Source organism: Streptomyces sp. NPDC087906 (assembly GCF_055584925.1).
The window spans coordinates 85,251-112,138 of sequence record NZ_JBVJLC010000010.1 but is presented as its reverse complement, the minus strand read 5'-3'; the positions used below and the strand labels follow the sequence as shown (position 1 = coordinate 112,138).

21 protein-coding genes are annotated in these 26,888 nt (G+C 68.1%); 9 read left to right on the top strand and 12 right to left on the bottom strand.

Annotated elements, in window-relative coordinates:
• Positions 1-180: 180 nt before the first annotated feature.
• A complete protein-coding gene (locus tag ACZ63I_RS26315) occupies positions 181-1,398 on the bottom strand; it encodes an FAD-dependent monooxygenase (protein WP_469341476.1) in 1,218 nt (405 codons plus the stop codon).
• Between the two features lie 316 nt (positions 1,399-1,714).
• Between ACZ63I_RS26315 and ACZ63I_RS26310 the strand changes: the two genes are divergently transcribed.
• Complete coding sequence (locus ACZ63I_RS26310) at positions 1,715-2,650, top strand: NADP-dependent oxidoreductase (RefSeq protein WP_469341475.1); 936 nt, start codon at positions 1,715-1,717, stop codon at positions 2,648-2,650.
• Positions 2,651-2,671: 21 nt separating this feature from the next.
• Here the strand turns inward: ACZ63I_RS26310 and ACZ63I_RS26305 are convergent, their stop codons facing one another.
• Positions 2,672-4,012, bottom strand: a complete 1,341-nt coding sequence (locus tag ACZ63I_RS26305; protein WP_469341474.1) for a PP2C family protein-serine/threonine phosphatase — start codon at positions 4,010-4,012, stop codon at positions 2,672-2,674.
• A 167-nt stretch (positions 4,013-4,179) separates the two neighbouring features.
• On the opposite strand from ACZ63I_RS26305, the gene ACZ63I_RS26300 reads away from it, so the two are divergent.
• Positions 4,180-4,923, top strand: a complete 744-nt coding sequence (locus ACZ63I_RS26300) for an N-acetylmuramoyl-L-alanine amidase (protein ID WP_469341473.1) — start codon at positions 4,180-4,182, stop codon at positions 4,921-4,923.
• A 248-nt stretch (positions 4,924-5,171) separates the two neighbouring features.
• Here ACZ63I_RS26300 and ACZ63I_RS26295 read toward each other — a convergent pair whose 3' ends face one another.
• The 3 genes from ACZ63I_RS26295 to ACZ63I_RS26285 form a co-directional block, all read right to left on the bottom strand.
• Entirely contained in the window at positions 5,172-5,630 is a 459-nt protein-coding gene (locus tag ACZ63I_RS26295; RefSeq protein WP_469341472.1) for a hypothetical protein, read from the bottom strand.
• A 44-nt stretch (positions 5,631-5,674) separates the two neighbouring features.
• Positions 5,675-6,505, bottom strand: coding sequence for a heavy metal-binding domain-containing protein (locus tag ACZ63I_RS26290; RefSeq protein ID WP_469341471.1), 831 nt, complete (start codon positions 6,503-6,505; stop codon positions 5,675-5,677).
• Positions 6,506-6,592: 87 nt separating this feature from the next.
• A complete protein-coding gene (locus ACZ63I_RS26285) occupies positions 6,593-7,606 on the bottom strand; it encodes a heavy metal-binding domain-containing protein (protein WP_469341470.1) in 1,014 nt (337 codons plus the stop codon).
• Between the two features lie 132 nt (positions 7,607-7,738).
• On the opposite strand from ACZ63I_RS26285, the gene ACZ63I_RS26280 reads away from it, so the two are divergent.
• Together ACZ63I_RS26280 and ACZ63I_RS26275 are read left to right on the top strand one after the other, a co-directional pair.
• Complete coding sequence (locus ACZ63I_RS26280) at positions 7,739-7,885, top strand: hypothetical protein (protein ID WP_469341469.1); 147 nt, start codon at positions 7,739-7,741, stop codon at positions 7,883-7,885.
• A gap of 251 nt (positions 7,886-8,136) precedes the next feature.
• A complete protein-coding gene (locus ACZ63I_RS26275; protein ID WP_469341468.1) occupies positions 8,137-9,039 on the top strand; it encodes an RNA polymerase sigma factor SigF in 903 nt (300 codons plus the stop codon).
• 122 nt (positions 9,040-9,161) lie between these two features.
• Here the strand turns inward: ACZ63I_RS26275 and ACZ63I_RS26270 are convergent, their stop codons facing one another.
• Positions 9,162-9,833 carry an HAD family hydrolase gene (locus tag ACZ63I_RS26270; RefSeq protein WP_469341467.1) on the bottom strand — a complete coding sequence of 224 codons (672 nt, stop codon included), beginning with the start codon at positions 9,831-9,833 and terminating at the stop codon, positions 9,162-9,164.
• A 2,511-nt stretch (positions 9,834-12,344) separates the two neighbouring features.
• Complete coding sequence (locus ACZ63I_RS26265; protein WP_469341466.1) at positions 12,345-12,569, bottom strand: hypothetical protein; 225 nt, start codon at positions 12,567-12,569, stop codon at positions 12,345-12,347.
• A gap of 98 nt (positions 12,570-12,667) precedes the next feature.
• Between ACZ63I_RS26265 and ACZ63I_RS26260 the strand changes: the two genes are divergently transcribed.
• Positions 12,668-14,605, top strand: a complete 1,938-nt coding sequence (locus ACZ63I_RS26260; RefSeq protein WP_469341465.1) for an N-acetylmuramoyl-L-alanine amidase — start codon at positions 12,668-12,670, stop codon at positions 14,603-14,605.
• An 86-nt stretch (positions 14,606-14,691) separates the two neighbouring features.
• Here ACZ63I_RS26260 and ACZ63I_RS26255 read toward each other — a convergent pair whose 3' ends face one another.
• The 5 genes from ACZ63I_RS26255 to ACZ63I_RS26235 form a co-directional block, all read right to left on the bottom strand.
• Positions 14,692-15,777: a DUF5937 family protein gene (locus tag ACZ63I_RS26255; RefSeq protein ID WP_469341464.1), complete on the bottom strand. Its 1,086-nt coding sequence runs from the start codon at positions 15,775-15,777 to the stop codon at positions 14,692-14,694.
• An 82-nt stretch (positions 15,778-15,859) separates the two neighbouring features.
• Positions 15,860-17,869 (bottom strand): CocE/NonD family hydrolase, encoded by a 2,010-nt coding sequence (locus ACZ63I_RS26250; RefSeq protein WP_469341463.1) that lies wholly within the window; start codon positions 17,867-17,869, stop codon positions 15,860-15,862.
• Positions 17,866-18,702 (bottom strand): substrate-binding periplasmic protein, encoded by an 837-nt coding sequence (locus ACZ63I_RS26245; protein ID WP_469341462.1) that lies wholly within the window; start codon positions 18,700-18,702, stop codon positions 17,866-17,868. Before ACZ63I_RS26245 ends, ACZ63I_RS26250 begins: the two co-directional genes overlap by 4 nt.
• A gap of 71 nt (positions 18,703-18,773) precedes the next feature.
• Positions 18,774-19,508 (bottom strand): amino acid ABC transporter ATP-binding protein, encoded by a 735-nt coding sequence (locus ACZ63I_RS26240; RefSeq protein ID WP_469341461.1) that lies wholly within the window; start codon positions 19,506-19,508, stop codon positions 18,774-18,776.
• Positions 19,505-20,311: an amino acid ABC transporter permease gene (locus ACZ63I_RS26235; RefSeq protein WP_469341460.1), complete on the bottom strand. Its 807-nt coding sequence runs from the start codon at positions 20,309-20,311 to the stop codon at positions 19,505-19,507. Before ACZ63I_RS26235 ends, ACZ63I_RS26240 begins: the two co-directional genes overlap by 4 nt.
• 414 nt (positions 20,312-20,725) lie before the next feature.
• On the opposite strand from ACZ63I_RS26235, the gene ACZ63I_RS26230 reads away from it, so the two are divergent.
• From ACZ63I_RS26230 to ACZ63I_RS26215, 4 genes are all read left to right on the top strand, one after another.
• Positions 20,726-22,705 carry an amidase gene (locus tag ACZ63I_RS26230; RefSeq protein ID WP_469341459.1) on the top strand — a complete coding sequence of 660 codons (1,980 nt, stop codon included), beginning with the start codon at positions 20,726-20,728 and terminating at the stop codon, positions 22,703-22,705.
• Positions 22,702-22,869, top strand: coding sequence for a hypothetical protein (locus tag ACZ63I_RS26225; protein WP_469341458.1), 168 nt, complete (start codon positions 22,702-22,704; stop codon positions 22,867-22,869). The genes ACZ63I_RS26230 and ACZ63I_RS26225 overlap by 4 nt, the downstream gene beginning before the upstream one ends.
• Positions 22,870-23,080: 211 nt before the next feature.
• Positions 23,081-26,146, top strand: coding sequence for an HD domain-containing protein (locus tag ACZ63I_RS26220; RefSeq protein WP_469341457.1), 3,066 nt, complete (start codon positions 23,081-23,083; stop codon positions 26,144-26,146).
• Positions 26,130-26,765: an SLATT domain-containing protein gene (locus tag ACZ63I_RS26215; protein ID WP_469341456.1), complete on the top strand. Its 636-nt coding sequence runs from the start codon at positions 26,130-26,132 to the stop codon at positions 26,763-26,765. Before ACZ63I_RS26220 ends, ACZ63I_RS26215 begins: the two co-directional genes overlap by 17 nt.
• The last annotated feature ends 123 nt before the right edge of the window (positions 26,766-26,888 follow it).

Genomic DNA, 26,888 nt, shown 5'->3' with positions numbered 1-26,888 from the left:
CGGTACGCGTCCCGGAACCGGACGCGAGTGCAGGTACCGGAGCCGGCCCGGGTGCCGTACCAGGGCGGGGCCCGGTGCCGTCCCGGGCCGGAGCCGCACCCTGGCCCGGAACCGGAACCGGAACCAGAACCGGAAGCGGGTGCGGCGTCCTCGGCCGCCGCACCCTGCCCGTTCCAGCGGCTACTTGGCCTTCATGCTGTGGCCGCCGAAGCCGCTGCGGCGGTCTGAGCCGCTGTTCTGGTCCTGCCACCATGCCTCGAACTCCGGCTGGCCCATCGCGGACCAGTCCGGGGTGTTCTCCACCTGCGCGCTGCCCATCCGCCGTGCGAGCGCGACCATGGCCGAGCCCACGGCGCCCCGGTTCACGTCGTACCTCTCCAGGGCTTCCTTCCAACTGCCCCCGGCCACCAGGGCGGCCTCCAGCGCGGTGGCGTCCTGGAGCGCCTTCACGCTGCCGGCGCCGATGTGCGGTCGGGCTACGCTCGCGGCGTCGCCGACCAGCACCATCCGGCCCGAGGTGTAGTGCGGCACCTCCAGGTCGTAGATGGGCTGGATGAAGGTGGTCTCGGCGGGTGTGCCGAGGACCTTCTCCGCCCAGTACGGCGGGAAGTGCTCCGCGACGAGGTCGCGAAGGTGCGCGGTGAGCTGCGAGTTGAGGCGGCCCGGCGGCAGGGAGGTCGGGGTCTTCAGGTCGGGGTGGAGGCCGTCGACCTGCGGGGGCTCGGTGTAGAGCACCCAGTTGAGCAGGTGGCCGCCCGAGCCGTTCGGGATGCGGTAGGCCATGCAATGACCGCCGGGGAACACGATGTTGTGCGCGTCGTTGCCGTCCGACGGAAGCCCCGAGGTGTCCGGCGACGCGCCGCGCCAGCCGATGTAACCGGCGTACGTCGCCCCCGCGCCGGGGAACATGGCCTCACGGACGACGGAGCGGTACCCGTCGGCCCCGATCACGACGTCGAAGCGCTCCTCGTAGCCGTCGGCGAGCCGCAGCGACACGCCCTCGTCGTCCGGGTCCAGGCCGGTCACCACCGCGCCGGAGCGGTAGTCGACGTCCTCGGGCACGCGGCGGCGCAACTCGCTCCACAGCGAACCCCAGTTGTAGGCGCGGAAGGGGAACGGCTGCTCGCCGAGGGCCCTGCCGTGGTGCGCGTCGCCGTCGCGTACGGTCCACACCCGGCGGGTCAGCGGCGCCCACGGCATCTCGGGGGCCACGTACCCGGCGTCCCGCAGCTCGTCGTACCGGTCGCTCTGGAGGGCGATACCCACCCCCCTGTCGCGGAGTTGGGCATCGGCGCGCTCGAAGACGGTGATCTTCTCCGCTCCGCCGCGCGCCGCTGCCAGGGCCGCGGCGCACCCCGCTATGCTGCCGCCGACGACCGCTATGCTGCCTCCACGCATGACTGGCTCTCCACTCACTTGGTGTTCCGGTCGCCGTTCCCCGCGCTGTCGCGCCGGGCGCAACCGGGAGAAAATCCGGCTGAGTTGGCGCTCGTTGTCCCGCTTCGCGCGGTCGGCGCCTGCCGGGGATCCTACCGAGGGGCGCGCGGGCGCCCGGCGGCGCGACCCTGCCGTACGCCGGATCGTCACCCTCCTGACCCCGCCGGGCGGCGCCATTCGGGCCACGGCGCGGTAAGTCCGCCCCGTGTGCAGTGTCCAGGAGGCTCCAGCGACGTACGGTCGTGGTTGAACACCCCCCGGCCCGGAGGAATGACGCATGCGAGCCATCACCGTCCAGGACCGTGACGCCGGAGTCGGCGGCTTCACCCTTACGGATCTGCCGCATCCGCACGCGGCGGAGAACGACGTGATCGTGCGCGTCCACGCAGCCGGGTTCACCCCCGGCGAGCTGGCCTGGCCCGCCACCTGGACCGACCGGGCAGGGCGTGACCGTACCCCCAGCGTGCCCGGCCACGAGCTGTCCGGTGAGGTCGCCGAACTGGGCTACGGCACGACCGGCCTGACGGTCGGTCAGCGCGTCTTCGGGCTGGCCGACTGGACCCGCGACGGTTCACTGGCCGAGTACACCGCCGTGGAGGCCCGCAACCTCGCCCCGCTCCCCGCCGATGTGGACCACACCACGGCGGCGGCCCTGCCGATCTCCGGACTCACCGCCTGGCAGGCGCTCTTCGACCACGCCCAACTGGCCGCAGGCCAGACGGTGCTGATCCACGGCGCGGCAGGCAGCGTCGGGTCCTTCGCCGTGCAGCTCGCCCGCGAGGCGGGCGCCCGGGTGATCGGCACCGGCCGAACCGGCGCCCGCGACACCGCCGTCGGGCTGGGCGTCGACACCTTCGTGGACCTCCAGAACGAGCGCCTTGAGGACATCGGGGAGGTGGACGTGGTCTTCGACGTCATCGGCGGCGACATCCTCGACCGCTCCGCCGCGCTGGTGCGGCCCGGCGGCACGCTCGTCACCATCGCCCAGCCGGTGACCGTCCGCCCCCGCGACGGCCGGGCCGTCTTCTTCGTCGTCGAACCCGACCGCACCGTCCTCACCGAACTCGCCCGGCGGGTACGGGACGGCCGGCTTGAGCCGCTCGTCGGATCGGTGCGGCCACTGGCCGAGGCCGCCGCCGCGTTCGGTCCGGACAGCGGCAATCGCGACAAGCGCACGCCCGGCAGAACCATCATCCGCGTCACGGAGGAATGAGCGCCGCACAGCGGGCGGTGGTCAGACCCGGTCCGGGACCCGGAGCGCCAGCAGCGCCGTGTCGTCGCTCGCCCAGCCGTCGTGGCGCGCCGCCAGGGCCGCCGCGATGTGGTCGATCGTGGCCGCCGCGTCCAGGCCGTGGCAGTCCGCGAGGGTGCGGGCCAGTTCTTCCTCGCCGAACATCGGGCGGGCCGGGCCGCCGTCCTTGCCCGGCCGGGGACGGGCCTCGCAGGCGCCGTCCGTGTAGAGCAGCAGCAGATCGCCCGCGGCCAGCCGGAAGCGGACGTCGGCCAGCCGTACCTTGTCGACCACCCCGAGCAGCGTGCCGAACTTGCCGAGCTGCTCCACCCGCCCGTCGGCCCGTCTGACCAGCGGCGGGGGATGGCCGGCCAGGCACAACCGGCCCGTCACGCCCGACGGCGACGTACGGAACGTCGTGTACGCGGCGGTCAGGAAGCGGGTGGCGCCCTGGCTGCGCATCGCCGTGTTCAGCCGGTCGAGGACCGTCGCGGGGGACAGGTGCTCGGACGCGTCGGCCCGCAGCGTGTACCGGGCCAGCGCCGTGACCTTCGCCGCTTCGACGCCCTTGCCGCAGACGTCGCCCATCACCGCCGACCACCACGGCCCGCGGGCGTGGAACAGGTCGTAGAAGTCACCGACGACGAGGCCGGGGGAGCCGGTGGCGGAGAGGTACAGGGCCGCCGTGTCCAGGTTGGGCACCGGTTGCAGCGACGGCGGCAGCAGGCTGTCCTGCAGGCTGCGGGCCAGATCGCTGGAGACCTCCAGGGCCGCGCGGGTCGCGGCCAGCGAGATCCGCAGATTGATCTCGTTGCTGACGGCGCGCGACAGGGCCGCCATCGTCTCCAGGTCCTGCGGCCGCCATGTGCGCGGACTCGGATCGATCACGCACATGCTGCCGATCGCCTCGCCGCCGGGGCCGAGGATCGGGAAGCCGGCCCAGGCCCCCACCCCCCACGGCTTGATCGCGGGGTGGCCTTCGGTACGCGGGTCGACGGCGGCGTCCTCGATGATGAACGGAGCGCCCATGCCGACGGGGAAGTAGCAGAAGCTGTCGGGGACCGCGTTCTGCCAGGCGGCGACACCGCCGTACTCAAGGCTGGGGACCGACTTCCAGAACGTGCGGTACTCGTCGACGAAGGTGATGGCCGCGAGTGAGCAGCCGGTCACGGCGGCGGCGAGCCGGGTCAGGTCGTCGAAGACGGGCTCGGGGCCGCTGCCCACCAGGCCCGCGGTCCGCAGTGCCGCGAGTCGGTCCGGGTCCGACAGCACGGCCGGCATCCCGTCCGCGCGCACACCGCCCGGATACCTCACGCCATCCACCTGCGACCTCGCTCTCCCCATGGGTGTCAGTGCCAAGGTACTGACAACGGAGCCGTAACCACCAAGAGCGGGTGCACCGGACAGGTAACTCCGAGGGAGGCTGAGCGTCTACTTCGTGGTAGTCGCAAGGTCACTCGACTGGCCGCAGTGAAGTTGGGCGCGGCCGGTAACCGGGCCAGGGTGAGCAGATGTGGCCAAGACGGCTCAAACAGTGGATAGCGCTCCTCCCGCTGACCCTGGTGGTGACATGCGACGCGCCGGGACACGAACACCGGGCGCCCGAGCAGCGGCCCCCCGCCGCGCGGGCGGCACGGCTGGCGCCCCGCCCCGTCATCCTGGGCCGGCGTGAGTGGCACGCGGACGAGAAGGCCGTGCGCGAGAAGCCGGTCTACTCCGGCCCCGTGGAGGTGATCTTCGTGCATCACACGACGCACTCCGACCACTACGACTGCAAGCGGGACGTGCCCGAGATGCTGCGGTCGATGGAGGAGCACCACATCCACGACATGGGATGGAACGACCTCGGATACAACTTCGTCGTCGACCGCTGCGGAAACATCTACGAGGGCCGCCGCGGCGGCATCGACCGGCCGGTGCGCGGCGCGCACACGAAGGGGTTCAACGTCCGCAGCGCCGGTATCGCCGTGCTCGGCAGCTTCGAGAACGGGTCGAAGGCGCCCCGCGCCATGCTGAGGGCGATCGCGGCCATCGCGGCGTGGAAGCTGTCCCCGGGCGTGGACCCGCAGGGTCGGGCGAAGCTGACGTCCACGAGCGACGAGAGCCGGTACCGCAAGGGCACGTCGGTGGAACTGCACACCATCTCGGGCCACCGGGACGGGTACGACACCGACTGCCCGGGTGCCGAGCTGTACGCGGCGCTGCCCTGGATCAGGAAGACGGCGGCGCGCATGCGGCACGACGCGGCGCAGTGAGCAGCCGTGGGGCAGGGCCAGGAGGGGAGAGGGCGGCTGCCGTCGGCAGCCGCCCTCCGTACGTACGGTCCTGAGTCCCGGGGGTCAACGGCACCCGGGCGGAGGTCTTCTCCGTCGACAACGCCACCACCCTGGCGGAGTTCGCGCGGTCCAAGGGCATCCAGGAGCTGTCGTTCCGTGCCCTCGGCCGGGCCAAGGCGTGCGGCAGCGAGAGCAGTTGTCGGTCATCGGGGTACGGTCGGCCGCCCTCAGCCGCCCAGGACCAGCTTCTCCAGCGCCGCCCGCATCCGTGCGTCCGTACGCGCCCGCGCGGCGACCGCCGCGGCGAGCCGCTGCGTCCACTCGTCCAGCGGCACCGGCGTACGGGACAGCACCACGCCCCGTACGACCTTGGCGATCTCGCACGCGGGGCGTCCGTGCGTCAGCGTCAGGATCAGCCGCTGGTCGTCCAGCGAGATCTCGACCCGCTCCACCCGGCCCTCCCGGCCCGCGAGCCGGTCGCTCATGGTGCGCTTGCGGTCGAGTACGACGGCGTCCGGCGGCAGTGCCTCGGCCAGCGAACCGCTCAGCACCTGGGCGTACAGGTCCAGATCGGCGGCGTCCCTGCGGAGCGCGGCGGCGAGTTCGTCGACGGAGCCGGTCGTGGCGTCGTCGGCCTTTTCGATCTGGCCGTCGGGGGCGCTGTCCGCACCGTCGTCGTCGCTCATCGGGCTCCCCTTCGTCGTGTCCCCCCACCCTCACCGGCGGGCGGTCAGCCGTCCAGGCTGAGCACCATGGTCGGGCGCTCGATCTCATGGTCCGGGCGCAGCGGCCGTACCGCCGTGCCGATCGAGAAGAACTCCGTGGTGTGACCGCCCCAGCGGTGGTTGTGCGCGTTCAACTGGACGCCGACGACACCCTCGGCCGCCAGCTCCTCCGCCTCGGCCTGCATCCGCGCCATGGCCAACTCCCGCGCGTCGTAGAGCGCCTGGGTGAACTGCTCGATCTCCACGTTCTTGCCGATGTTGGAGAAAGCGGCCGTCATCCGCTGGTGCGCGATGTGGTAGACGCAGGTGCCCATGACCATGCCGAGCGGCGCGTAGCCCGCCCTGATCAGCGTCCAGAAGTCCTGGCCCGAGAGGTCGGAGGTGAAGGGCTGGCCCTTGTTGTTGCGCCAGATGCCGCCGCCCGGCGGCGGCTCGTCCGCCTTCACCGCCGTACCGATGGCGATGAACTCGGCGATGTCGTTGCCGAACTCCCGCGCCTCGACGCTCAGTCGGACCCCGACGATGCCGTCGGCGCCGAGCTGCGCCGCCTCGGCCTCCATCCGGGTCATCGCCAACTCGCGGGCGTGGTACATCGCCTGGCTGAGCGTCTCCAGCTCCTGGTTCTTGCTCCAGCGGCCGAGCTGGATACCGACGTGGTAGATCGACGAGCCGAGCACCAGCCCGATCGGCCGGAATCCCGCCTCCCTGACCAGCAGGAACTCGTTCACCGACAGGTCGCTCGTGAAGATCGAACCGGCCTTGCCCGGCTCCAGATCCGCCAGCCTGCGCATGGCATCGGCGGGCACACCCTGATCGCTGGGACCTTCACCGCTCACTTCGCCACATCCTCACTGTCGGTGCTGCTGGTTTCGGTGCTGCTGGTTCGGTGCTGCTGGTTCGGCGCTGTTGATCTGGTGCTGCTGTCATCCCTGATCGCCGAGTTCCGCCAGTTCGGCGGCGATCCTGCGCTGCTCGGCCGGGTCGCCGTACGGGCTCGACTCCACCGCTGCGAGCCGCGCGCGCAGCCGCTCCCCGCGCTTGCCGAGCGGCATCACGGCGAGCGTCGGCGGGCGCCGGGACCGCGTGTCGAAGCGGGCGATGGTCGTCCCCACCATCGTCGACTCGGCCACGTGGTCCTCGCCCTCGCCGCCGAACCGGGAGGCCCGCATGCAGGGTTCCCGCCAGACGCGCAGGCCGCCGTTGGCGAGGATGACGCCGTCGCCGCCCTGGCGCGTGCTCTGCAGCTCCAACTGGTGGCGGGCGTCGGCCCGTACGTCACCGACCAGCTCGCTCCACCCGTCCACCTCGATGTTGCCCCACGCCATCGCCTGGGTGCGGGTGCCGAGGTCGTCGTGGCGTACGCCGACGGACATGCCGATGAGCAGCTCGACGGGCACCCAGCCCGCGGCGACGAGCTTCGCGAACCCCTGGCCGTCGAGGTGGCAGGTGAAGGGGCGCGGCGACCGTACGTCGCCGTGCGCCCGTACGGCTGTGCCGATCACCTTGAACTCCAGGCAGTTCGGCTGGGTGGGGAACGGTGCCATGGTCAGTTCGGCGGCGACCACCCCGTCACCGCCGAGCGCGGTGCACTCGGCGGACAGCCGGTCCAGCGCCGTACGCCGCGCGTTGTCGAACACCTCGACCAGCCCGGCGGAGGGCGCCCCGTCGCCGGACAGCGCCACGGGGCCCGGCGCTGTGGACATCGTGAAGCCCGCGTTGAGGTAGAGGCAGTCGTAGTAGCCCCAGTACCGTCCTGCCCGTCCGACGTGGTAGACGGCGGAGCCCATCGCCTGGCCGACCGGTTCGAAGCCGGCCGAGCGGATCGCGGTGAACTCGCCGGTCGAGAGCGCCGACGACCAGGTGCCGCTGCGCCGGGCCCCGTCGATGCGTTCCCGGGCCGCCGGCGGCAGACCTTCACCGCTCCATGGCACCGACACCTGGCCCACCACCTGTCGCCGAGGATCCGCCGCGAAAGTCCGTCCTGTCTCCTCCGCAGCCTAATCGAGGCGGGGGAACGGATCTTGTCCGACGCTCGGGTTCGTTTAGGAAGGAGAAACGGGGCAACCAGTGTGCAGACAGCGAATGAGATCCATGGAGAGCCATGGAAATCCGAGGAAAATCAAGCAAGAGGAGAAACTCAGATGTATATAGGCGTCGGTACCGTGGTGGTTATTCTTATTATTGTCGTCATCGTGCTGCTGATGCGCCGTCGTTGATGGATGGCGTGCCCGGGTCTGCGGGTCGACTCCGGGGGGCGGCCGGTTCTCCGGAGTCGGCGCCCCCCGAGTCATGACCGGGGCAGGCGTGTCCATACATGTCCCATGTGACCTATATGGGCGAATTAAGTTATTTGTTAGTTATGTCGGCACAAGATAATTGCCGTCTAGAAACTGTTGCTCTCTGGGTGGGTAATCGCGGACTTCGGGGGCAGGCGCCTGTTGGCACCCCGACGAGGTAAGGCGATGACATGACGATGCCCACCCCATCCACGAACGCGTCCATACAACTGGCGGACGGTGCTCTCCCCACGCGTACCGACGACGGAACGGGCGCGCTTCCCTGGATCGAGGATGCGGGGAAGGTCGCACCGAAGGACGCACGCGAACTGTCGAGGATGTTCTTCGACCAGTTGCAGATCCTCGAAGAGGGCACGCGCGAGCACCAGTACGCGCGCAACACCCTGATCGAGATGAACCAGTCGCTGGTGCGCTTCGCCGCGAGCCGCTTCCGTAACCGGGGCAGTGGCGACATGGAGGACATTCTCCAGGTCGGCACCATCGGACTGATCAAGGCCATCGACCGGTTCGACCTCTCGCGCGAGGTCGAGTTCACGTCGTTCGCCATCCCGTACATCGTCGGGGAGATCAAGCGGTTCTTCCGGGACACCACCTGGGCCGTCCATGTTCCGCGCAGGCTTCAGGAGTTGCGCGTCGAGCTGGCCAAGGCGCAGGACCACCTGGGCACCGTCCTCGACCGCAAGCCCTCGGTCGCTGAGCTGGCCGAGCATCTCGACCTGACCGAGGAAGAGGTCATCGAGGGGATCGTCGCGGCCAACGGCTACACGGCCGGCTCGCTCGACCTCCCGAACGACACGTCGGACGACGGCCAGGTCAACAAGAGCGGCCGCACGTTCGCCGACACGCTCGGCGGCTGCGACCCCGCCATGGAACTCATCGAGGACTTCCACTCGCTGGCCCCGCTGCTGCATGAGCTGGACGACCGCGAGCGCGCCATCGTCGAGATGCGCTTCGGTCAGGAAATGACCCAGTCGCAGATCGGGGAGAAGCTCGGCGTTTCGCAGATGCATGTGTCGCGACTGCTGGCTCGTACGTTGTCGAAGCTGCGTGCGGGGCTGCTTGTCGAGGAGTAGGAGTGAGCGGAATGGATGCCCGGAGGTGGGAAACGCCTCCGGGCATTTTTTGGTTTTCGGTCGCCGTCTCCCGGTCAGGGATTTTCCGCGTCGGCGATTTTCCGCGTCAGTGGCTTTCCGCGTCAGTGACTTTCCATGTCGGCGAAGAGGCTGGTGTCGAGCCGCGCCAGCAGGTCGGCCGGGTCCTCGTAGACGCCGCCGGCGCCCGCTGATTCGAGCGCGGCGCGCGGGATGCCGCCGGACAGTACGGCGATGCTGCGCACGCCCGCTCGCGCCGCGGCCTCCATGTCCCAGACGGTGTCGCCGACGAACACCGCACGCTCGGCCGACACGTCGGCCAGCCGCAGGGCCTCCCGGACGGGCTCGGGAGCCGGCTTTCCCGCGGATACGTCGTCGGCGCTGGCGGTTCCCGTGATGACGTCGTCGGCGTTGATGGCGCGGCGCAGCGCCTTCAGCTCGGATCCACCGGCGGAGGTGGCGAGCACGATCCGCCAGCCGCGGTCGGCGAGGGCCCACAGCAGCTCGGCCGCGGACCGGAGGGCGGGCAGCCGGTCGAAGTACGTCCCGTAGAGGGTGGAGTGCGCGGCGCTGATGGCGTCGTCCTGGCCGGTGTCCCGCTCGTCACCGAGCAGATGAGCGATGAGATCGCCGGAACCGAGCCCGATGGCGCGGTGAATGGCAGGCATGGGCACCTGGTGCCCGGCCTGCCGGAACGCCTCCCACCAGGAGGTCACGTGGAGGTGATTGGTATCGACAAGGGTCCCGTCGACATCGAACAGCGCCGCCCGCGTCATGTCAGTGCCCGCACGTTGTGGCTCCCGGTGGGTGGGTGGGTTGGTGGGTTGCTCGGTTGTTCGTCGGTGCGTTCGTGTACCCCTCTTCTCAGGGGAGAACCTACGGCGAGCAGCGCCGAGGCACGCACGGAAGGGGTCCGGAAGGGTGACGGGGGACTCACGGGGGCGCGGGGTTCGTGGTGGCGGGTGCTGCGCGGTGGTTGCGTGGGGGGACTCGGGCCGGCTCGGCGTCCACCCCGGTGGGTGGTGGGCTGGGGTGCATGCCCCGCTGGTCACTGTGGGTGGCCGGGTGCAGGTCAGGACGGCATGAGCCGGGTCCTGTGTGGGCCGGAGGGATTAGCCGCCCGTGGGGCCGCCCCCTGAGGTTTGAGTGTCGCGGTTGCGGTCCGGGCGTCAAGGGCGCTCCTTTGTCGCGTCGCTTCGCGATGGGCTGCGCCCACCCTTGACTCCCGGCCCTCCACCGCAAGTACCTCTTTTTTTTGGGGGGGGGCGGCCGGGGGGACCACGGGCAAGCTGGGATCGCGGTGACGGGTGCTCGGCCGGGTGCGGGTGCCACGCACCAGTTGCATGGGGCGACTCGGGCCGTCTCGGCGTCCACCCCCACCGGGTAGTGGTTGCGACTCATGCCCCGCTGGTCACTGGGTGTGGGTGGGGGACGGGAGGGTGCCCTGGTGGGGGTAGTTGGGCTGGGGCGACGGGCCGGTGGGTGGGGCGGGTGTGACTGGGGTGACGGGGGATAGCTCCTGGGGCGGTGGTCCGGAGCCTTTTGCGTGGGGAGTTGCGTTAGGTGCGCGGTAGGGCGCACCCGGCCGGTGGAGCGACTTCGACGGTGGGTCGGGGGCGACTGGGGTGACGGGGGATAGCTCCTGGGGCGGCCATCGGGCGCACTGGGCCGGTGGAGCGACTGCGGCGGTGGGGCGGGTGTGACGGGAGGGACGCAGGGTGGTCCGTGGGGCGACCATCGGGCGCCTTATGCGTGGGGCGTTGCGTTAGGGGCGCCGTAGAGGGCACCAAGCCCATGGATGGGCCTGATGGTGGGGTGGAAGTGAGGGTCGGCCGGGCCTGTTGCGCGGGCGGGTACCCGCAGCCCCTGCCGGGTGCCTCCCTGGGCACACAGGTCACACCGGCCCCGCCGCTCGGACGCTCCATCGGCCTGATGCGCCCCGACGCGCGCTTAACGCAACCACCCACGCATAAGGCTCCAGATGGCTGCCCCAGGAGCCATCCCCCGTCACCCCAGTCACACCCGTCCCACCCACCGGGTGCTCCCACCGGCCGGATGTGCCTGGTGGCGCGCTGAACGCAACTCCCCACGCATGAGGCGCCCGACGGCTGCCCCATAAGCCATCCCCCGTCCCACCCGTCCCACCACCCACCCCCAGTGACCAGCGGGGCATGTGTCTCAGCTACTACCCGGCCTGGGTGGACGCCGAGACGGGCCGAGTCGCCCCATGCAACTGCCGCGTGGCACCCGCACCCGGGCAAGCACCCGTCACCGCGGTCCCAGCTTGCCCGTGGTCCCCCCGGCCGCCCCCCCCAAAAAAGTGGTACTTGCGGTGGAGGTTCGGGGGTCAAGGGTGGAGCGGAGCGGAATCGGCGTAGCCGACGCGACGCAGGAGCGCCCTTGACGCCCGGACCGGAGCCGCGACACTGAAACCTCAGGGGGCGGCCCTACGGGCGGCTAATCCCTCCGGCCCACCCAGCTTCGGGCTCATGCGCATTGACCCGCACCCACCAACCCCGAGTGACCAGCGGGGCATGAGTGGCAACCGCTACCCGGTGGGGGTGGACGCCGAGACGGGCCGAGTCGCCCCATGCAACTGCCGCGTGGCACCCGCACCCGGGCAAGTAGCCGTCACCGCGATCCCAGCTTGCCCGTGGTCCTCCCGGCCGCCCCCCCAAAAAAGGAGGTACTTGCGGTGGAGGTTCGGGGGTCAAGGGTGGGCGCAGCCCATCGCGAAGCGACGCGACGCAGGAGCGCCCTTGACGCCCGGACCGGAGCCGCGACACTCAAACCTCAGGGGGCGGCCCTACGGGCGGCTAATCCCTCCGGCCCACACGGCTTCGGGCTCATGCGCACTCACCCGCACCCACCCACCCCCAGTGACCAGCGGGGCATGTGTCTCAGCCGCTACCCGGCCCGGGTGGACGCTTAGCCGGCCCGAGTCGCCCCATGCAACTGACGCGCGGCACCCGCACCCGGGCAAGCACCCGTCACCGCGATCCCAGCTTGCCCGTGGTCCCCCCGGCCGCCCCCCAAAAAGGAGGTACTTGCGGTGGAGGGCCGGGGGTCAAGGGTGACCGCAGGTCATCGCGGAGCGACGCGACGAAGGAGCGCCCTTGACGGCCGGACCGGAGCCGCGACACTCACACCTCAGGGGGCGGCCCTACGGGCGGCTAATCCCTCCGGCCCACCCGCTCCCCGGCCCATGCGCACTCACCCGCACCCGCACCCGCCGAGCCGGCCCGAGTCGCCCCACGCAACCGCCATGCGGCACCCCCGCCCCCCCCTCAGCGTCGTGCCGTTCTTACCGCCACCGCCAGGGTTACCGCCATCGCTACCAGCGACGACACGATGCCGTAGACGTTTCCCTCCACGATCCAGAAGATCGTCAGGCCGCCCAGGACCACTACTCCGCCCAGGGCCGGGTTTTCGAAGACCGCCTCCACTGCGATACGCCACCACGCGAGGCCGCGGCGGGTGGCGGTGGAGAGTTTGCGGGGGACCTGGTTCATGCGGCCATCATCCTCCCGAATTCCCCACAAGGGCGTTCCAACATCGTTGGCGGGCAAGTGCTTTACTCCCAACGACGCCTGGACGAGAGGAAATCCCCTTGCTGAAGCGAAAGTCAGGACGGTTGCTGCCTGCGATCGTCACGAGCGGCGCGCTCGCCGCGAGCTGTCTCGCGCTGCTTCCGTCCGTCGCCGCGCAGGCGGACGGTGCCACCAGCGCCACGCCCGCAGCCGCCGGCAGACAGGCGGACTTCGCCGCCGCCGCTGCCGAGTTCCACGTACCCGTGTCCGTGCTGCTCGGTGTCGCCTACCAGGAATCGCGCTGGGACGCGCACGCCGGCCAGTACAACACCGGCGGCGGCTACGGCCCCATGAACCTCACCGACGTGACGCCGAAGATGCTGGCCGACGGCGCCGCGGGCGCCGCCGGGCGGGCCGATCTCGGGGCGCTCACCGCCGACCCGGCCCTGCACACCCTCCCCGCCGCCGCGAAGCTCGCCGGTGTTCCCGCCGAGCGGCTGCGCGCGGGCGGCCGGGACAACATCCGCGGTGGCGCCGCGCTGCTCGCCTCGTACGAGAAGGCGCTGACCGGCACCACGTCCGCCGACCCCGCCGAGTGGTACGGCGCCGTCGCCCGCTACAGCCAGTCGCCCGACCGCAAGGCCGCGGCCGGATTCGCCGACCGGGTGTACGCCGGGCTCAAGACCGGCGTGCAGCGGCAGACCACCGACGGCCAGCGGATGCGGCTGCCCGCCGACCCGTCCGTACGGCCCGCCACCGCGCAGCTCGACCGGCTGAAGCTGCGCAAGGCGCCGGACGCCGCCACGCCCACCGCCGCCGCCACCGAGTGCCCCGCCACCGTCGACTGCACGTTCATCGCCGCCGACCCGTCCAACGGGCAGGTCGCCAACCGGCCCGCCGACGGCATGGACGTCAAGTACATCGTCATCCACGACACCGAGGGCTCCTACGCGTCGGCCATCGCCACCTTCCAGCAGCCCGGCGGCTCCTCCGCGCACTACGTCATGCGCTCCTCGGACGGCGCCGTGACCCAGATGGTGCCCACGAAGGACCTCTCCTTCCAGGCGGGCAACTACTGGTTCAACATGCACTCCATCGGCATCGAGCACGAGGGCTTCGCCGCGCAGGGCGCCACCTGGTACACGCAGACCCAGTACCAGGCCACCGCCGATCTGGTGAAGTACCTCGCCGCGCGCTACGACATCCCGCTCGACCGCGAGCACCTCATCGGCCATGACAACGTGCCGGGCCCGGTGAACAGCTCCGTCGCCGGCATGCACTGGGACCCGGGACCGTCCTGGGACTGGTCGCTGTTCATGGGCCTGGTCGGCGCCCCGACCAACGTGCACCGCCCCGGCGTGGGCCCGGTGGGCTCCGTCGTGACGATCACGCCCAAGTTCGCCACCAACAAGCAGACGGTCCGGGTCTGCCCGGCCGAGGACCCCAGCGGCAACACGCCCGCCTGCGTCAACCGCACGCAGCCGGTGAACTTCCTGCCCGTCCGCACGGCGCCCAGCGCGACCGCGCCGCTCTTCGGCGACCAGGCCCTGCACCCCGGCGGCGCCGCCGGTACGAACGAGATCAACGACTGGGGCAGCGTCGTCCAGGACGGCCAGCAGTACGTGGTCGCCGGACGCAGCGTCGACTGGACGGCGATCTGGTTCAGCGGGAAGAAGGTGTGGTTCTACAACCCGCTCGGCAAGAACACCACGATCGCCACCGGAACGAAGGTGATCAAGGGCGCGGGTGCGGCGCCGGTCGACGTGTACGGCTCGGGCTATCCGCAGCCGGGGGAGTACCCGGCCGGGCTCTCGCCCTCCACGGAGACCCCGCTGACCTCGTACTCACTGCCCGCCGGGCAGGCGTACGTGGCGACGCAGCCGCCCGTGAGCACCGACGACTACTTCGCGACCAGCAAGACCCTGGTCGTCGGCGCGGGGAAGATGTACACGATCCAGTTCAACCACCGGGTGGCGCTCGTCAACGCGAGCGACGTCACCGTCGGCACCAGGAACTGACCGCAGGGAACCGACCGCGGGGAACTGACCGCGGGGAACTGACCGCAGAGAACCGACCAGCGGGATCAGCCGCGTGCTCACCACGCTCAGCGCATGACCGTGGTGAGCACGTCGGCCCCCAGGTTCAGCAGCAGCTCCGCATGCAGCCGGTGGTACACCATCCGCCCCTCCCGCTGCGACGTCACCAGACCCACCTCCCGCAGCCGCCGCAGATGCCGGGACACCTGCGGCTCCCCGATGCCCATGCGGACCGCCAGTTCCGACGTGGTGATCGGCTCGCTCAGCAGATGGCGGCAGAGTTCGAGCCGCGCCGGCTCCGAGATCGCGGACAGCCGGTCCCGTACCAGCGACTGCGAGACCGAGGGGCGCTGCTCCCAGTCGTCGGCGATGAAGTGCACGACGAGCGGCAGCCCTTCGTCCAGCTTCAGGATCAGATGCGGCCAGCCGTGCATGGTCGGCACCAGGAAGCAGCCGCGGTCGCGGACCTTCCCGCGCGCCGACTGGAGTTTGTCGTACGAGACGCGCGCCGGCTGCTGGGTCGCGGTGGCGGTCGGGCTGACGGACGCGAGGACCGCGTCGGCGGGTTCGGTACGCAGTTGCTCCCGCACCCGCGCGGCGACATCGCTCAGCCGGGGGCCGACCCTGCGCCACTCCTCGTCGAAGAACGCCTCGGCGCAGTGCCCGACCGTCTCGACCAGGCCGGTGCGGAACGCCTCCGGGTCGTCCACCAGCGCGTTCGCCAGCTCGCCCCGGGAGAAGGAGCGGCGCTCGCACGCCTTGACGAACTCGCGCTGCTCGGTCCTGCCGCTCAGCAGCAGGTTCGAGCCGGGGAAGACCACACCGCGTATCGCGTTGGCGGCGAGCGGTACGAAGGTCGCCAGGTCCAGGTCGAGCAAGGCGTCCAGCTCGTCGTACAGCTCGCGGCCGAGCGGCCCCTGGAGCGGGAAGAACAGCCGGCAGCGGTAGCGCGCCCACAACGGAGAGTAGTACCGCAGCTCCTGCGTGAGACTCGCGGGCAGCCGCTCGCCGGCCCGCGCCAGCCAGGTGCGGGACTCGGGGTGGTGCTCGGGCTCCGCCAGAACATGCAGGCAGGACAGAAGCTCCGCGAGAGGCGACGTACCCGCCACCAGATCCGAAGCGCCTGCCCCCGCTACGTCGAGCACGACTACCACGCGTCAACTGTAGGCGTGCGACGCGCGTCCTGCCAGGGACCGAGGTCCCGGCAGAACACGCGGCGCAAGCCCACCGCCCCGACTACCGCTCCGCCTCTGCCGACGAGGTCTCGGCCGATGCGGCCTCCGACGACGGCAGCACGAACAGCGTCAGCCACGACGGACTCTCCGGTGCCAGATGGATCCGGTTCGTCGCGACGGCCCTGCGCCGCGACGCCGCCTCGCTCTCGCCGGTGTTGGGGTTGACGTCGAACCGGGGGAAGTTGCTGGACGACACGTCCAGCCGGATCCGGTGGCCCGCCTTGAACAGGTTGGCCGTGTCCGGCGCCGTCACGGTGATCTCGTACACCTCGCCCGGATACAGCGGCTCCGGCTTCTCGTACGAGTTGCGGTAGCGGGCGCGCAGGATGCCGTCCGTCAGGTTCATCGCGTACCCGTTCGGATAGTCCGGGGTCGGCGGATGGACGTCCACGAGCTTGACGGTGAAGTCGGTGTCCGGCGCGTTCGACGACACGGAGAGCCGCACCTCGACCGGGCCCGCCACCGCCACGTCCGCGGTCAGCGGCTCCGTCTCGAAGGCCAGCACGTCGGGCCGCGACGCCAGCGGCAGATGCGGCGGCACGCTGCCGTACACCGTGGCGTCGGGCCGCTGGTCGAAGGCGCCGCCGACCATGACGGGCTCGCCCGACGTGATCTGGCCGCCCATGGTCGGTACCGGCCTGGCGGGGTCGAAGTCGTAGGCGACCTGGGTGTCGATCCCGGCCAGCGGCGCGGCCTCGGTCAGCGCGCCCTGCTCGCGCAGATAGAGCCGTACGGGCTCGGTCTCACGCGGCGGCCAGGCGTCGGCCACCCGCCAGCCGCCCCCGTGGTCGAGCCTGCCGGTCTCCGTGCGCCGGCCGGTGCCGCCGCCCATCAGGAAGTACTGCACCCGCGGGTAGTCGTCCTGGTCACCCGCGGCCGACAGCCCCAGATGGCGGTCGAACCAGCGCGCCCGGAACTTCAGATAGTCCGGCGCGAGATTACCGTCCAGCGTCGCCGCAGCGCCGAAGTCCACGTCGCCCGCGTAGCTGTCGCTGCGCGCGCCGTGCGTCCAGGGGCCCACGACGAGGTACGCCGGGCTGGTCTTGCGCGCGCCGAGCTGCTGGAAGTTCTCCACGGCCGTGCGGACGTACGGGTCGTACCAGCTCACCATGTGCAGGCTCGGTACGTCGGGGAAGTCGGCGTAGAAGCCGCGGCCGTAGATGCCGAGCTGCTTCCAGAAGCCGTCGAACGGGCCGCGCTCCCACTGGTCGAGCAGATACTCCTCGTACTCCGGTACGGCGCGCAGCGGCGAGACCCCGCGCCGCCAGGGCATGGCCTGGAACCACTCGCGCATGTCCTGCGACTCCAGCGCGGCCAGCGTCACCGGGTCGGCCTGCACCTTGGGGCTCTGGAACGCGTGCCGGAACGCCCACGTCGCCTGCTTCAGCTCGAAGGCGCCGCCCATCCGGACCCCCGCCTCGTACGCGCTGGCGAAGCCGCCCGAGTCGACGAACATCGCGGCCAGATGGCGCGGCGACAGCGAGGCCAGCGCGGTCTGGGCGTGCGCCGAGTACGAGACGCCGGTGGTCGCGACCCGGCCGTCGCACCACGGCTGCCCGGCCAGCCACTCGACGGTGTCGTACCCGTCGGTGGCCTCGCCGAGGTACTTCACGAACGTGCCCTCGGAGTCGCCCCGGCCCCGGCAGTCCTGCCGTACGACGTTGAAGCCGCGCCCGGCGAAGAAGGCCGCCTGGTCCTCGGGGCTGATCGGGCCGCCGTGCGCGTGCAGACCGTCCGAGTAGCGGCGGTCCCTGCGCCCGTACGGTGTCCGCTCCAGCAGGACCGGCGCCGGGGCCGGCTCCTCGTGCGGGGTGTAGAGGTCGGCGACGAGGACGACGCCGTCGCGCAGCAGGGTGCGTACCGTACGCCGCCAGACGGAGCCGCCGTCGGGCAGCCGGATCTCTTCGGACGTGGTGCCGGTGGAGTCTGTGGTGCCGGTCGTGCCAGTGGTGCCAGTGGTGCCGGTCGTGCCGGTCGTGCCAGTCGTGCCGGTGGTGCCGGTCGTCGTCACTTATTGACCTGCTTCGCCAGACCGGGCCAGATCTTGATCAGCTCCGGGGCCGGCGCCTCGGTGAACCACTTGTTGTAGATCTTCATGAACGTGCCGTCGTCGACCATCTTCGCGAGCTGCTCGTCGGTCGCCTTCTGCAGCTTGGTGTTCGACTTCGGGACGGCCATCGCCGTCGCGTGGTCCACCGGCGCCGAGACGGCGACGCGCAGGTTCTTGTACTGCTTGCGGTACGCGTCCGAGTCCGGGCCGCCGACCACGAACGCGTCCAGGCCGCCGGAGAGCAGCTTGGAGACGGCGGAGGGCTGCGTCTGGAAGCTGCTGAGCTTGGCGCCGGGCATCTTCGACTTCACGAAGTCCTGCTGCACGGAGCCCGTGACGGCGCCGACGTCCTTGCCCTGGAACCCGTCGAGGGCCGTCGCCTTGTCGTCGAGGCGGGTCAGCACGTCGGTCGTGGACCAGTACAGGCCCTTGGTGAAGGCCACCGACTTCTGCCGCTCGGCCGTGACACCGAGCCCGGAAGCCGCGAGGTCGTACTGGCCCGAGGTCAGCCCCTGGAGCGCGCCGGGCACGGTGCTCGCCTTGTAGGTGACCTTGACGTCGAGGCGCTTGGCGACCTCGTCCGTGATGTCGACGATGAAGCCGACGGGCTTGCCGCTCTTGGTGGCGCTGGCGAACGGCGGCTGGTCGGTGGAGACCGCTGCCGTGATGGTGCCCGACTGGTGGAGACCGTACTTGTCACCGGCCGACGAGTCGCCGCCGCCGCACGCGGCGAGGACGAGCATGGCCGAAGCGACCGCTCCGGTGGCTGTTGCCTTCATGGCGAGATTTCTCATGGCACTGTGTCCTGTCTGTGCTGTGATCATCGGGGTGTCGTTCAGAGGACCTGGGTTCAGAGGACCTGGGTTCAGAGGACCTGGGACAGGAACGCGCGCAGCCGCGGGCTCGACGGGTTCTCCAGCAGGTCCTGGGCCGTGCCCTGCTCCGCGATCCGACCCTCGTCCATGAAGATCACCCGGTCGGCGACCTCGCGGGCGAAGCCCATCTCGTGGGTGACGACGACCATGGTCATTCCGGACGTGGCCAGCTCGCGCATCACGTCGAGCACGCCCTTGACCAGCTCGGGGTCGAGCGCGGACGTCGCCTCGTCGAAGAGCATCACCTCGGGCTGCATGACCAGCGCCCGTGCGATGGCCACCCGCTGCTGCTGCCCGCCGGACAGATTGGCCGGCCTGCTGTCGGCGAGATGGCCGAGGCCGAGCCTGCGCAGTTGGGTGTGCGCCCGCTCCTCGGCGTCCTCGCGCTTCATCTTCCGTACGTTGCGCAGGGCGGCCGTCAGGTTGCCGAGCACGGTCAGGTGCGGGAAGAGGTTGAAGTGCTGGAACACCATGCCGATCCGGGCGCGCAGCTCGTCGACGTTCACGCCGGGGTCGGTGAGGGGCACCCCCGACACGACGACCGAGCCGCCGGACGGCTTCTCCAGCAGGTTGAGGCACTTGAGCACGGTCGACTTGCCCGAGCCGGAGGGGCCGATGACACAGACCACCTCGCGGGGCGCGACGTCGAAGCTCACCCCGCGCAGGATCTCGTTCGAGCCGTAGGACTTGTGGAGGTCCTTGACGCTGATCACGGGCTCGCTCATGCCCGTACCTCCTTGTCGAGGGGACCGGCGGACAGGCCGACACCCGGCTGCTCCTCACCGGTCAGCGGAGTGACGGGCGTCGGCGCGGCGGCGGCGGGGCGCGGACCTGACGGGCCGTTGCGCATCTTGCGGTCCAGCCAGTTCACGAAGTAGGTCAGCGGGACCGTGATCACGAGGTAGCAGAGGGCCGCCGCCACCAGCGCCGACGAGTTGTACGTGGCCGCCTGGTGCTCCTGCGCGATGAAGTACAGCTCCCGCTGGCCGACCGAGAGCCCCAGCAGGTAGACCAGGGAGCTTTCCTTGACGTCGACGATGAACTGGCCGGTCAGCGCGGGCAGGACGTTGCGGATGCCCTGCGGCACCACGACGACCCGCATGGTGTTCAGGTACGACATGCCGAGGCTGCGGCCCGCCTGCATCTGGCCCGGCGGTACGGACTGGATGCCGGAGCGGAAGATCTCGGCGCAGTAGGCGGCGGAGATCAGGCCGACGGCGACGACCGCGTACCCGAGCGGGCTGCGCCCGAAGGGCCGGATACCGGCCGCGGGGAGTCCGAGGCCGACGAGGCTGACGGTCACGATCGCCGGCATGCCCCGGAAGACGTCCACGTAGATCCGGGCCGGCAGCCGCACCAGCCAGTTGCCGGAGAGCAGCAGCACGGCGAGCAGCATGCCGACGACGAGGCCGAAGACAATCGCCAGCGCCGCGATCAGCAGGGTGTTGCCGAGTCCCTCGGTGAGGAGGCTGGGCAGCACGTTCCATATCTCGTGCCAACTGAAGAACGTGTGGAGGAAATCGTGCACGGTCGCTCCGCTCGACATGGGACGACACACGCCCCCGACCTCGGTATTCGCGTCACCATAGGGGCGCTGCGGCAGGACGGCCCGGACAGTTGCGCCACAGTGGTAACTGTCGGCGGAGGCTCTGATTCCGTATTGCGTGGGGGATGCAGGCAGTTCTGGACGCCCGGCCGGCGCTGTCGGATGTGGCGGATCTGACACCGTTTGTCCATGGGGTGGTCAGCCGCGGGACGGTCCGGGTGATCAAGCGCAGTTCCGGTCACATGATCGGTACGCAGCCGAAACAGCCTGGTAGGTACGCTGACGGCGCCCATTCGGTGCTTCCTACACATGCCTTCGGCGACCCTCTTTTTCGCCGACTTCACATCCCCCCACGCGTCAGGGCCATCCACCTACGACGACAGGGAAACTCGCCTGATGTCAGCGGACACCACCCCCGTCAGCACCCCCCGTACCTCTTCCGCTCCCGCCTCCCGCGGGCTGAGCCGGCGTGCCGTCCTCGGTAGCGCCGCCGCCGTGACCGGAGCCGCCGCCGTCTCGGCGGCGACCGCAGCCCCCGCCCTCGCCGCGACACCGCCCGCCGCCGTACCCGCCGCTTTCACACCCGCCGCTTTCACCGCCGCGCTCCCGAGCGTGTCGGGCATCAAGAAGCGCGCCAGACTCGTCGACTACGAGGTGATCGAACTCGCCGCGCTGCTGAGAGCCGGGGCCACCACCTCCGTCAAGGTCACCCAGGCGTACCTGGACCGGATCGACCGCTTCAACGGCCCCTTCGAGACGTACGCCGACAACGGCCTCTACAACGCCTTCGTCCGGGTCGACAAGGCCGGCGCCCTGGCCCAGGCCCGCGCGGCCGACGCCCGGTTCGCCAAGGCCAGGCAGCACGGGCACGGCCGTTCCGGCGGCCACGGCGACAACGGCGGTCATGACGACGACGACCTGCCGCCGCTGCTCGGCATCCCGTTCGGCATCAAGGACTCCGTCGCCGTCAAGGGCTTCGAGGCCAAGGACGGCAGCCACGCCTTCGACGGGAACGCGGCCCTGCGGGACGCGACCGTCGTCCACCGGCTGCGCGAAGCCGGTGCCGTGATCCTCGGGCACACCATCTGCTCCGCCTTCTCCGGCTCGATCACCGGCACCTTCGCCGGCAACGCCTGGGGGCTGAAGTACGTACCCGGCGGCTCCAGCCAGGGCTCGGGCGTCGCCACGGTCGCGCGGCTCGCGGCAGCCACCATCGGCGAGGAGACCGGCGGCTCGATCGTCATGCCGTCGGCCGCCAACGGCGCGAGCGGCATCAAGCCGTCGCTCGGCACGTCGTCCGTCGCCGGGCTGATGCCGCTGTCGCCGGGGTACGACGTGCTCGGCCCGATCGCCCGGTCCGTACGCGACGCCTCGCTCATCCTGTCCGTCATGCTCGGCCCCGACCCGGCCAACGACCCGCTGACCCTCGCCGCCCCCGACCCCTTCCCCGCCATGCCGCTCACCCCGCGCAAGGGACGCAAGCCGCTCGCGGGCATCACCATCGGCATCCCGCAGACGGACTGGATGCGCACCAGCGCCGGTGTCCAGGTCGGCGTGCCGCCGCAGGACACGTACGACGACGACCACCGCGCCGCGTTCGAGCGGCTGCGCCGCCAGCTCACCGCGCTCGGCGCGAAGGTGAAGGAGTTCGCCGGGCTCGATGTGACGAAGGCGGAGAACGACCCGTACTTCTCCAGCTCCGACGTGCTCGCCACGGTCGACGGCTCGCCCGTCTCGCCGTCGTCGGCGGTGCTGAGCCCCAACCGGTACGAGATCCGGTACTGGGACGCGGTGAAGGACTTCGCCGCCACCCGCCCCGCCGACCAGGCGAAGACGCTCCAGTCCCAGTACGGGCGGCGCGCCCCCGGCGAGTCGGCGGCCTCGTTCGAGTCGGCCACCCGGTTCGGCGGCGCGATACCGGCGTCCGTGCGGGTGGAGGGCGAGCACCGGCGCCGTACGCTCCAGGCCAACTACCAGGCGGCGCTGGACGACGCCGGGGTCGACTTCATGCTCGTGATGAGCCTCGGGGCGCAGATCGGGCCCCGTACGGGCAGCGGCTTCCCGGTCTACCGGGCGTACTACCAGCTCCCCAACGCCCTTGCCTGGCCCATGGTCTCGTTCCCCGTCGGCTACGACAGCACGGACGCGGGGCTGCCCATCACCGCGCAGTTCTGGGGGCCGCGCTTCAGCGAGCCGGCGATCGTGCAGGCGGCCATCGACTACCAGGACAACTATCCCGAGTACCACAACGCGGCCCCGCCCGACCCGCGTCCGGCGCCGGCCGCCGAGCGCGTACCGCGCGCCCTGACGGCCGAACTGCCCGTGCCGCCCGAGCTGTCCAACGACCCGCTGATCGCCGAGGAGGCCCTGCGATGAGTTTTCTGACCGTGGGCTGGGAGCCGGTGCTGAACGCGGGGCTGCTGCCGCAGCACCCGGGCGACGGCGACGAGCCGGTGGCGACGGTGGGCTGGCTGCCGAAGCTGGGGACGGCGTTCTACCCGTACCCCGACGACGACCCGGAGGCGCCGGAGCGGACCTGACGGTCCGTGAAGGCCAGCCGGGATACCGGGCGGGCCCGCTCCGAGGTCGGTCGGAGCGGGCCCCGTACTAAGTTGCAGGGCGCCAACCTCGAGGGTCAGTTTGCCAGAATCTGCCATGAGGCGGGCCGATAAAGGCTAGCCTCATGGCCAAGACAATGACCAGGGGGGCCTTGTGGCTTTACTACCTTCGTACGCCGAGCAGTCTGCAAGCGTGGCATGTGACCTTCCAGCATTTGGTGGGTTCAGCCTTACTCAGGCTCGAAGGGAGTTGGCGGAGCTATTGGGAAGAATCGGGCAGAGTGGTTTCTTCGATGAATACACCAAGCACGACATCACCCACATTGACGAGATGCTCAAAAAGCTCGACTGGCTTGTCACGCCTCAGACACGCGAGGCTATGACACCGGCCGACTGGCTGCTTCTGGTCCTTTCTGTTTATTTCCATGACCTTGGAATGTTGGTCACCAAGGATGAATATGAAAGTCGCGACGACTCTGAATTCGCCGACTTCTGTAAGGAGATTCTCAACACGCCGGACGCTGAGGGTCGTGACTATTTCGCTCGACTGGGCGGCTTGAGTGAGCCAGATAAAGAGCGATTCCTGTATCAAGAATTTGTCCGCTACTACCATGCCACCAGAGTTCGTAAATGGATCGAGGGGGATCTCTCCCCAAATTTTGGCGTGAACGCAGTTATTGTTGAGGAGATTCAACGACTTCTGGGCTCGATTGACTCGGTCTTCAAGGAAGACTTGGCCAAAGTGTGTGAGAGTCACCATCTGAACGACCTCTATGATGCGAAAAAATATCCCGTTGACCAGTATTACGGATCGACGGAACATGAACGAGCCAACGTGCAGTTCGCAGCCATTCTTCTTCGCACGGTAGATCTGCTTCACATCACACGTGACCGGACTCCTTCGGTTGCATTTCGGGTTTTCAATCCTTCTGATCCTATTAGTCAAAATGAATGGGCTAAGCAGTCGGCCGTGCGTGCCGTTGTGGCGCTGAAGGGTACTGATAAGGACGGAATTCCGTCAGATTCTGCGCCGCAAGACACTATTTCTGTTCATGCGACCTTTACGGATGAGAATGGATTTTTTGGCCTCACTTCATATTTGAAGTACGCGGCCGATCAGTTGCGTAAAAGCTACGAGTGGGTTCAGCGTTCGAACTCAAGCAAGGGCACAAGATACTTCTTTCCTTGGAGGATTATCGACACGACACGTGTTGAGGCACGCGGATTTCTCACCGAACCGTTCCAGTTCACTATTGATCAAGAGCGAGTCCTGGATCTTTTGACTGGCCATACTCTCTACAACGACACGAATGTTGTCCTGCGGGAGCTGGTCCAGAATTCGCTTGATGCTGTTCGAGTGAAGCATGATATCCGAGCGCCCCACGATGGTTCAGTGAGCATTTCATGGAATAGTGAGGAGCGTACTCTGGAAGTATGTGATAATGGCACCGGAATGACACAAGAGGTCATTGAAAACAATCTACTGAGGGCGGGTTCAAGTCTCTATCAAGACCCTGAATTCCGTAAAAAACATCCGTCTTTCAACCCTATTAGCCGATTCGGCATCGGGGTCCTCTCAACCTTCATGGTTGCCGACCAAGTGGAGATCATCACCTGCCACCCGGACGAAGAAAAGGCTCGACAGCTTTCTTTGCGCTCAGTTCATGGACAATACTTGGTGCGCACCCTGGATAAAAACCATGAAGTTCCAGCATCTATTCGGCCTCACGGAACTATTGTTAGACTGACCCTCCGTCCGAGTGCGGAGCTGAAGAATGTAACCAAGACCGCGCAACACTGGGTGGTATTGCCTCAGTGTAATGTCACGGTACAAGAGGACAAAGAAGCCGTCGTGACGGTGGGTTATACCTCTGTGGGAAAAGCCCTTGAAGATGCAATCAAGCGCTCTAGCCCAAGCTCCGCTTCAGCGTTGGAAAAGGGAAATATCAAGGTAGTCGAGCGGCACAACGCAGGTCTGTCTATTGCCTATGGCCTTAGGTGGAACCAGCATTTCAGAGAATGGACGTTCCTGTGGGCCGAGCCACATGGCGCTAGGCGGGGGGTTGTGCATGATGATTTGGTGGTGACCACGGGTGTATGCGTCGCAGGCGTGCGCGTCGAATCATCCACTCCGGGTTTTCGCGGTACTGGCCCTATCGCGGCCCTTGCGAATACTTTTGGCCCTGTGTCTCCTCGCACAAATGTGGCCCGGTCGGCTCTGGAACCTACTTCGGAGCGGAATTCATTCGTTCAACAGTGTTACGAGTCCTACAGTCAGCATGTAATCGAGGAAATTCAGCAGTTGCAAACGGAACGCCAGCATTCGATTACATGGGCGACTGAAGAAGCAGTTATCATCGCTGGGCCACTTAAGGGGCAAGGGAGCCCCGTCTCGCCGGATCTGCTGAGAAATGCTATTCGAGGAATTCCCTTCTTCCTGATTGAAGAGGACGGCATCAGGAAGAGAGTAACAGCGCAAGATTTGCGACAGTATGAAAAGATCGAGACCACAGAGAGCGCCGTCACGGAGCATGTGGAGTATCTGCTTAGGGAGCTTCCAGGAGGCACTCGGGAATCTGTCCTAAATCTCCTTAGCGCTAATCAACAGGAGGGCATCTCATCGAATAATCCTATTTTGTGCTCCCGTCTGGGGAGAACCGATGAAATTGACGAACTATTTCTATCCGAATGGGAGGTATCTGAGGTCGCGGGGGACATCGATAACCGTAGCTGTAGCGTCACATGGGTAAAGAAGGAAGGGAGTACGCGATGGACGCCGGGTGACGTTATGAAGAGCCCACTTGAAACTTTGGAGCGTGAACGCGAAAGTTATGGAGGGAGAGCTGCGCCTCTCGTTCTGATTCCAATTGGTGAAGTCGCTGTCTCGGGCTTCAGTGACAGCATGCAGGGATTTATTGCAGGAGATAGACGATACCTTCTGCCCAACCACCCCTGGCAGAGAATGGTGGATGAACTCGCTACCAAATATGATTCAGAAGATTTCCAGACACGCCTACTTCTGCTCTGTTGGCTCATTACTCGGCGAGTAGGCACCGGTGATCAATTCAATCGTTACGGCACGTCACGTAAAGCATACTCGGTGGCGGAGACGCAAGAAGTTTTGCAGAGGCAAGGGTTTTTGCATTTGGTCGACTGGCCGGAATTTTCGAGAATCGCAAGCTCCAATGGCGGGGCGGTAGATTTTTTTGATACTCGTAAATGGCAGAGGTGGGGTGGGGGGAATGGCCTCTTCTTCTAGTGATGAGACTGGCGAAGTCGTTGCAAACAGTCGTTATCGCGACGGGGACTTGCGGGCTCTTGTGTTGCGGAGAATCTCAGAGCCGGATGATACGGCAGAGGCCGTAAAGGAGCTATTTGTGTGGGTGGAGGAATTCGTCGTAGACTCCATCAACTGGTATACGCGCGAAAAAATATCAAAGGCGAGATGGTCTCGATTCTTGCGAATTTCTGCCGTATTGAGTTTTGCCCTAGGGGCGGTTACGCCAGTGGTCGTGGTAGGAATGGGCTGGTCGCGGCAAGCGATTTGGGGGTACGGGATAATCGGAATAGGCGCCTCCTGTGTTGCTGTGGATAGAGTTTGCGGATTCTCTTCTTCGTGGATGAGGTACGTCTCGACCGCCATCTCTCTCAATCGTCAGTTAATCATGTTTCAGGCGTCGTGGCTGAGAATTGAGGCGAAGTTGACTCATCAGCCGATTTCAGAGAACTTTGCCGAAGCGGTGCAGGAACTAATCAACTTTGTGGATGCGGCCTCCCTGCTGATGGAGAATGAGACCTTGGCTTGGGTGTCGGAGTTCCAAAACCACGTTGTGCAACTTGAGTCCGGATCTATTCCTGCGTTGCCAGCGCGGAGTTAGCAAAGAGAAGGCAGTGTCGTTGCGCTAGTATTCGGGGTTTTGATGAGCGGTACTTGAAAGGCGTTACCGAACTCGCCGAGAGTGCCGCAAAGGCGACCTGGTTGTCTGACCCCGCATCACTGT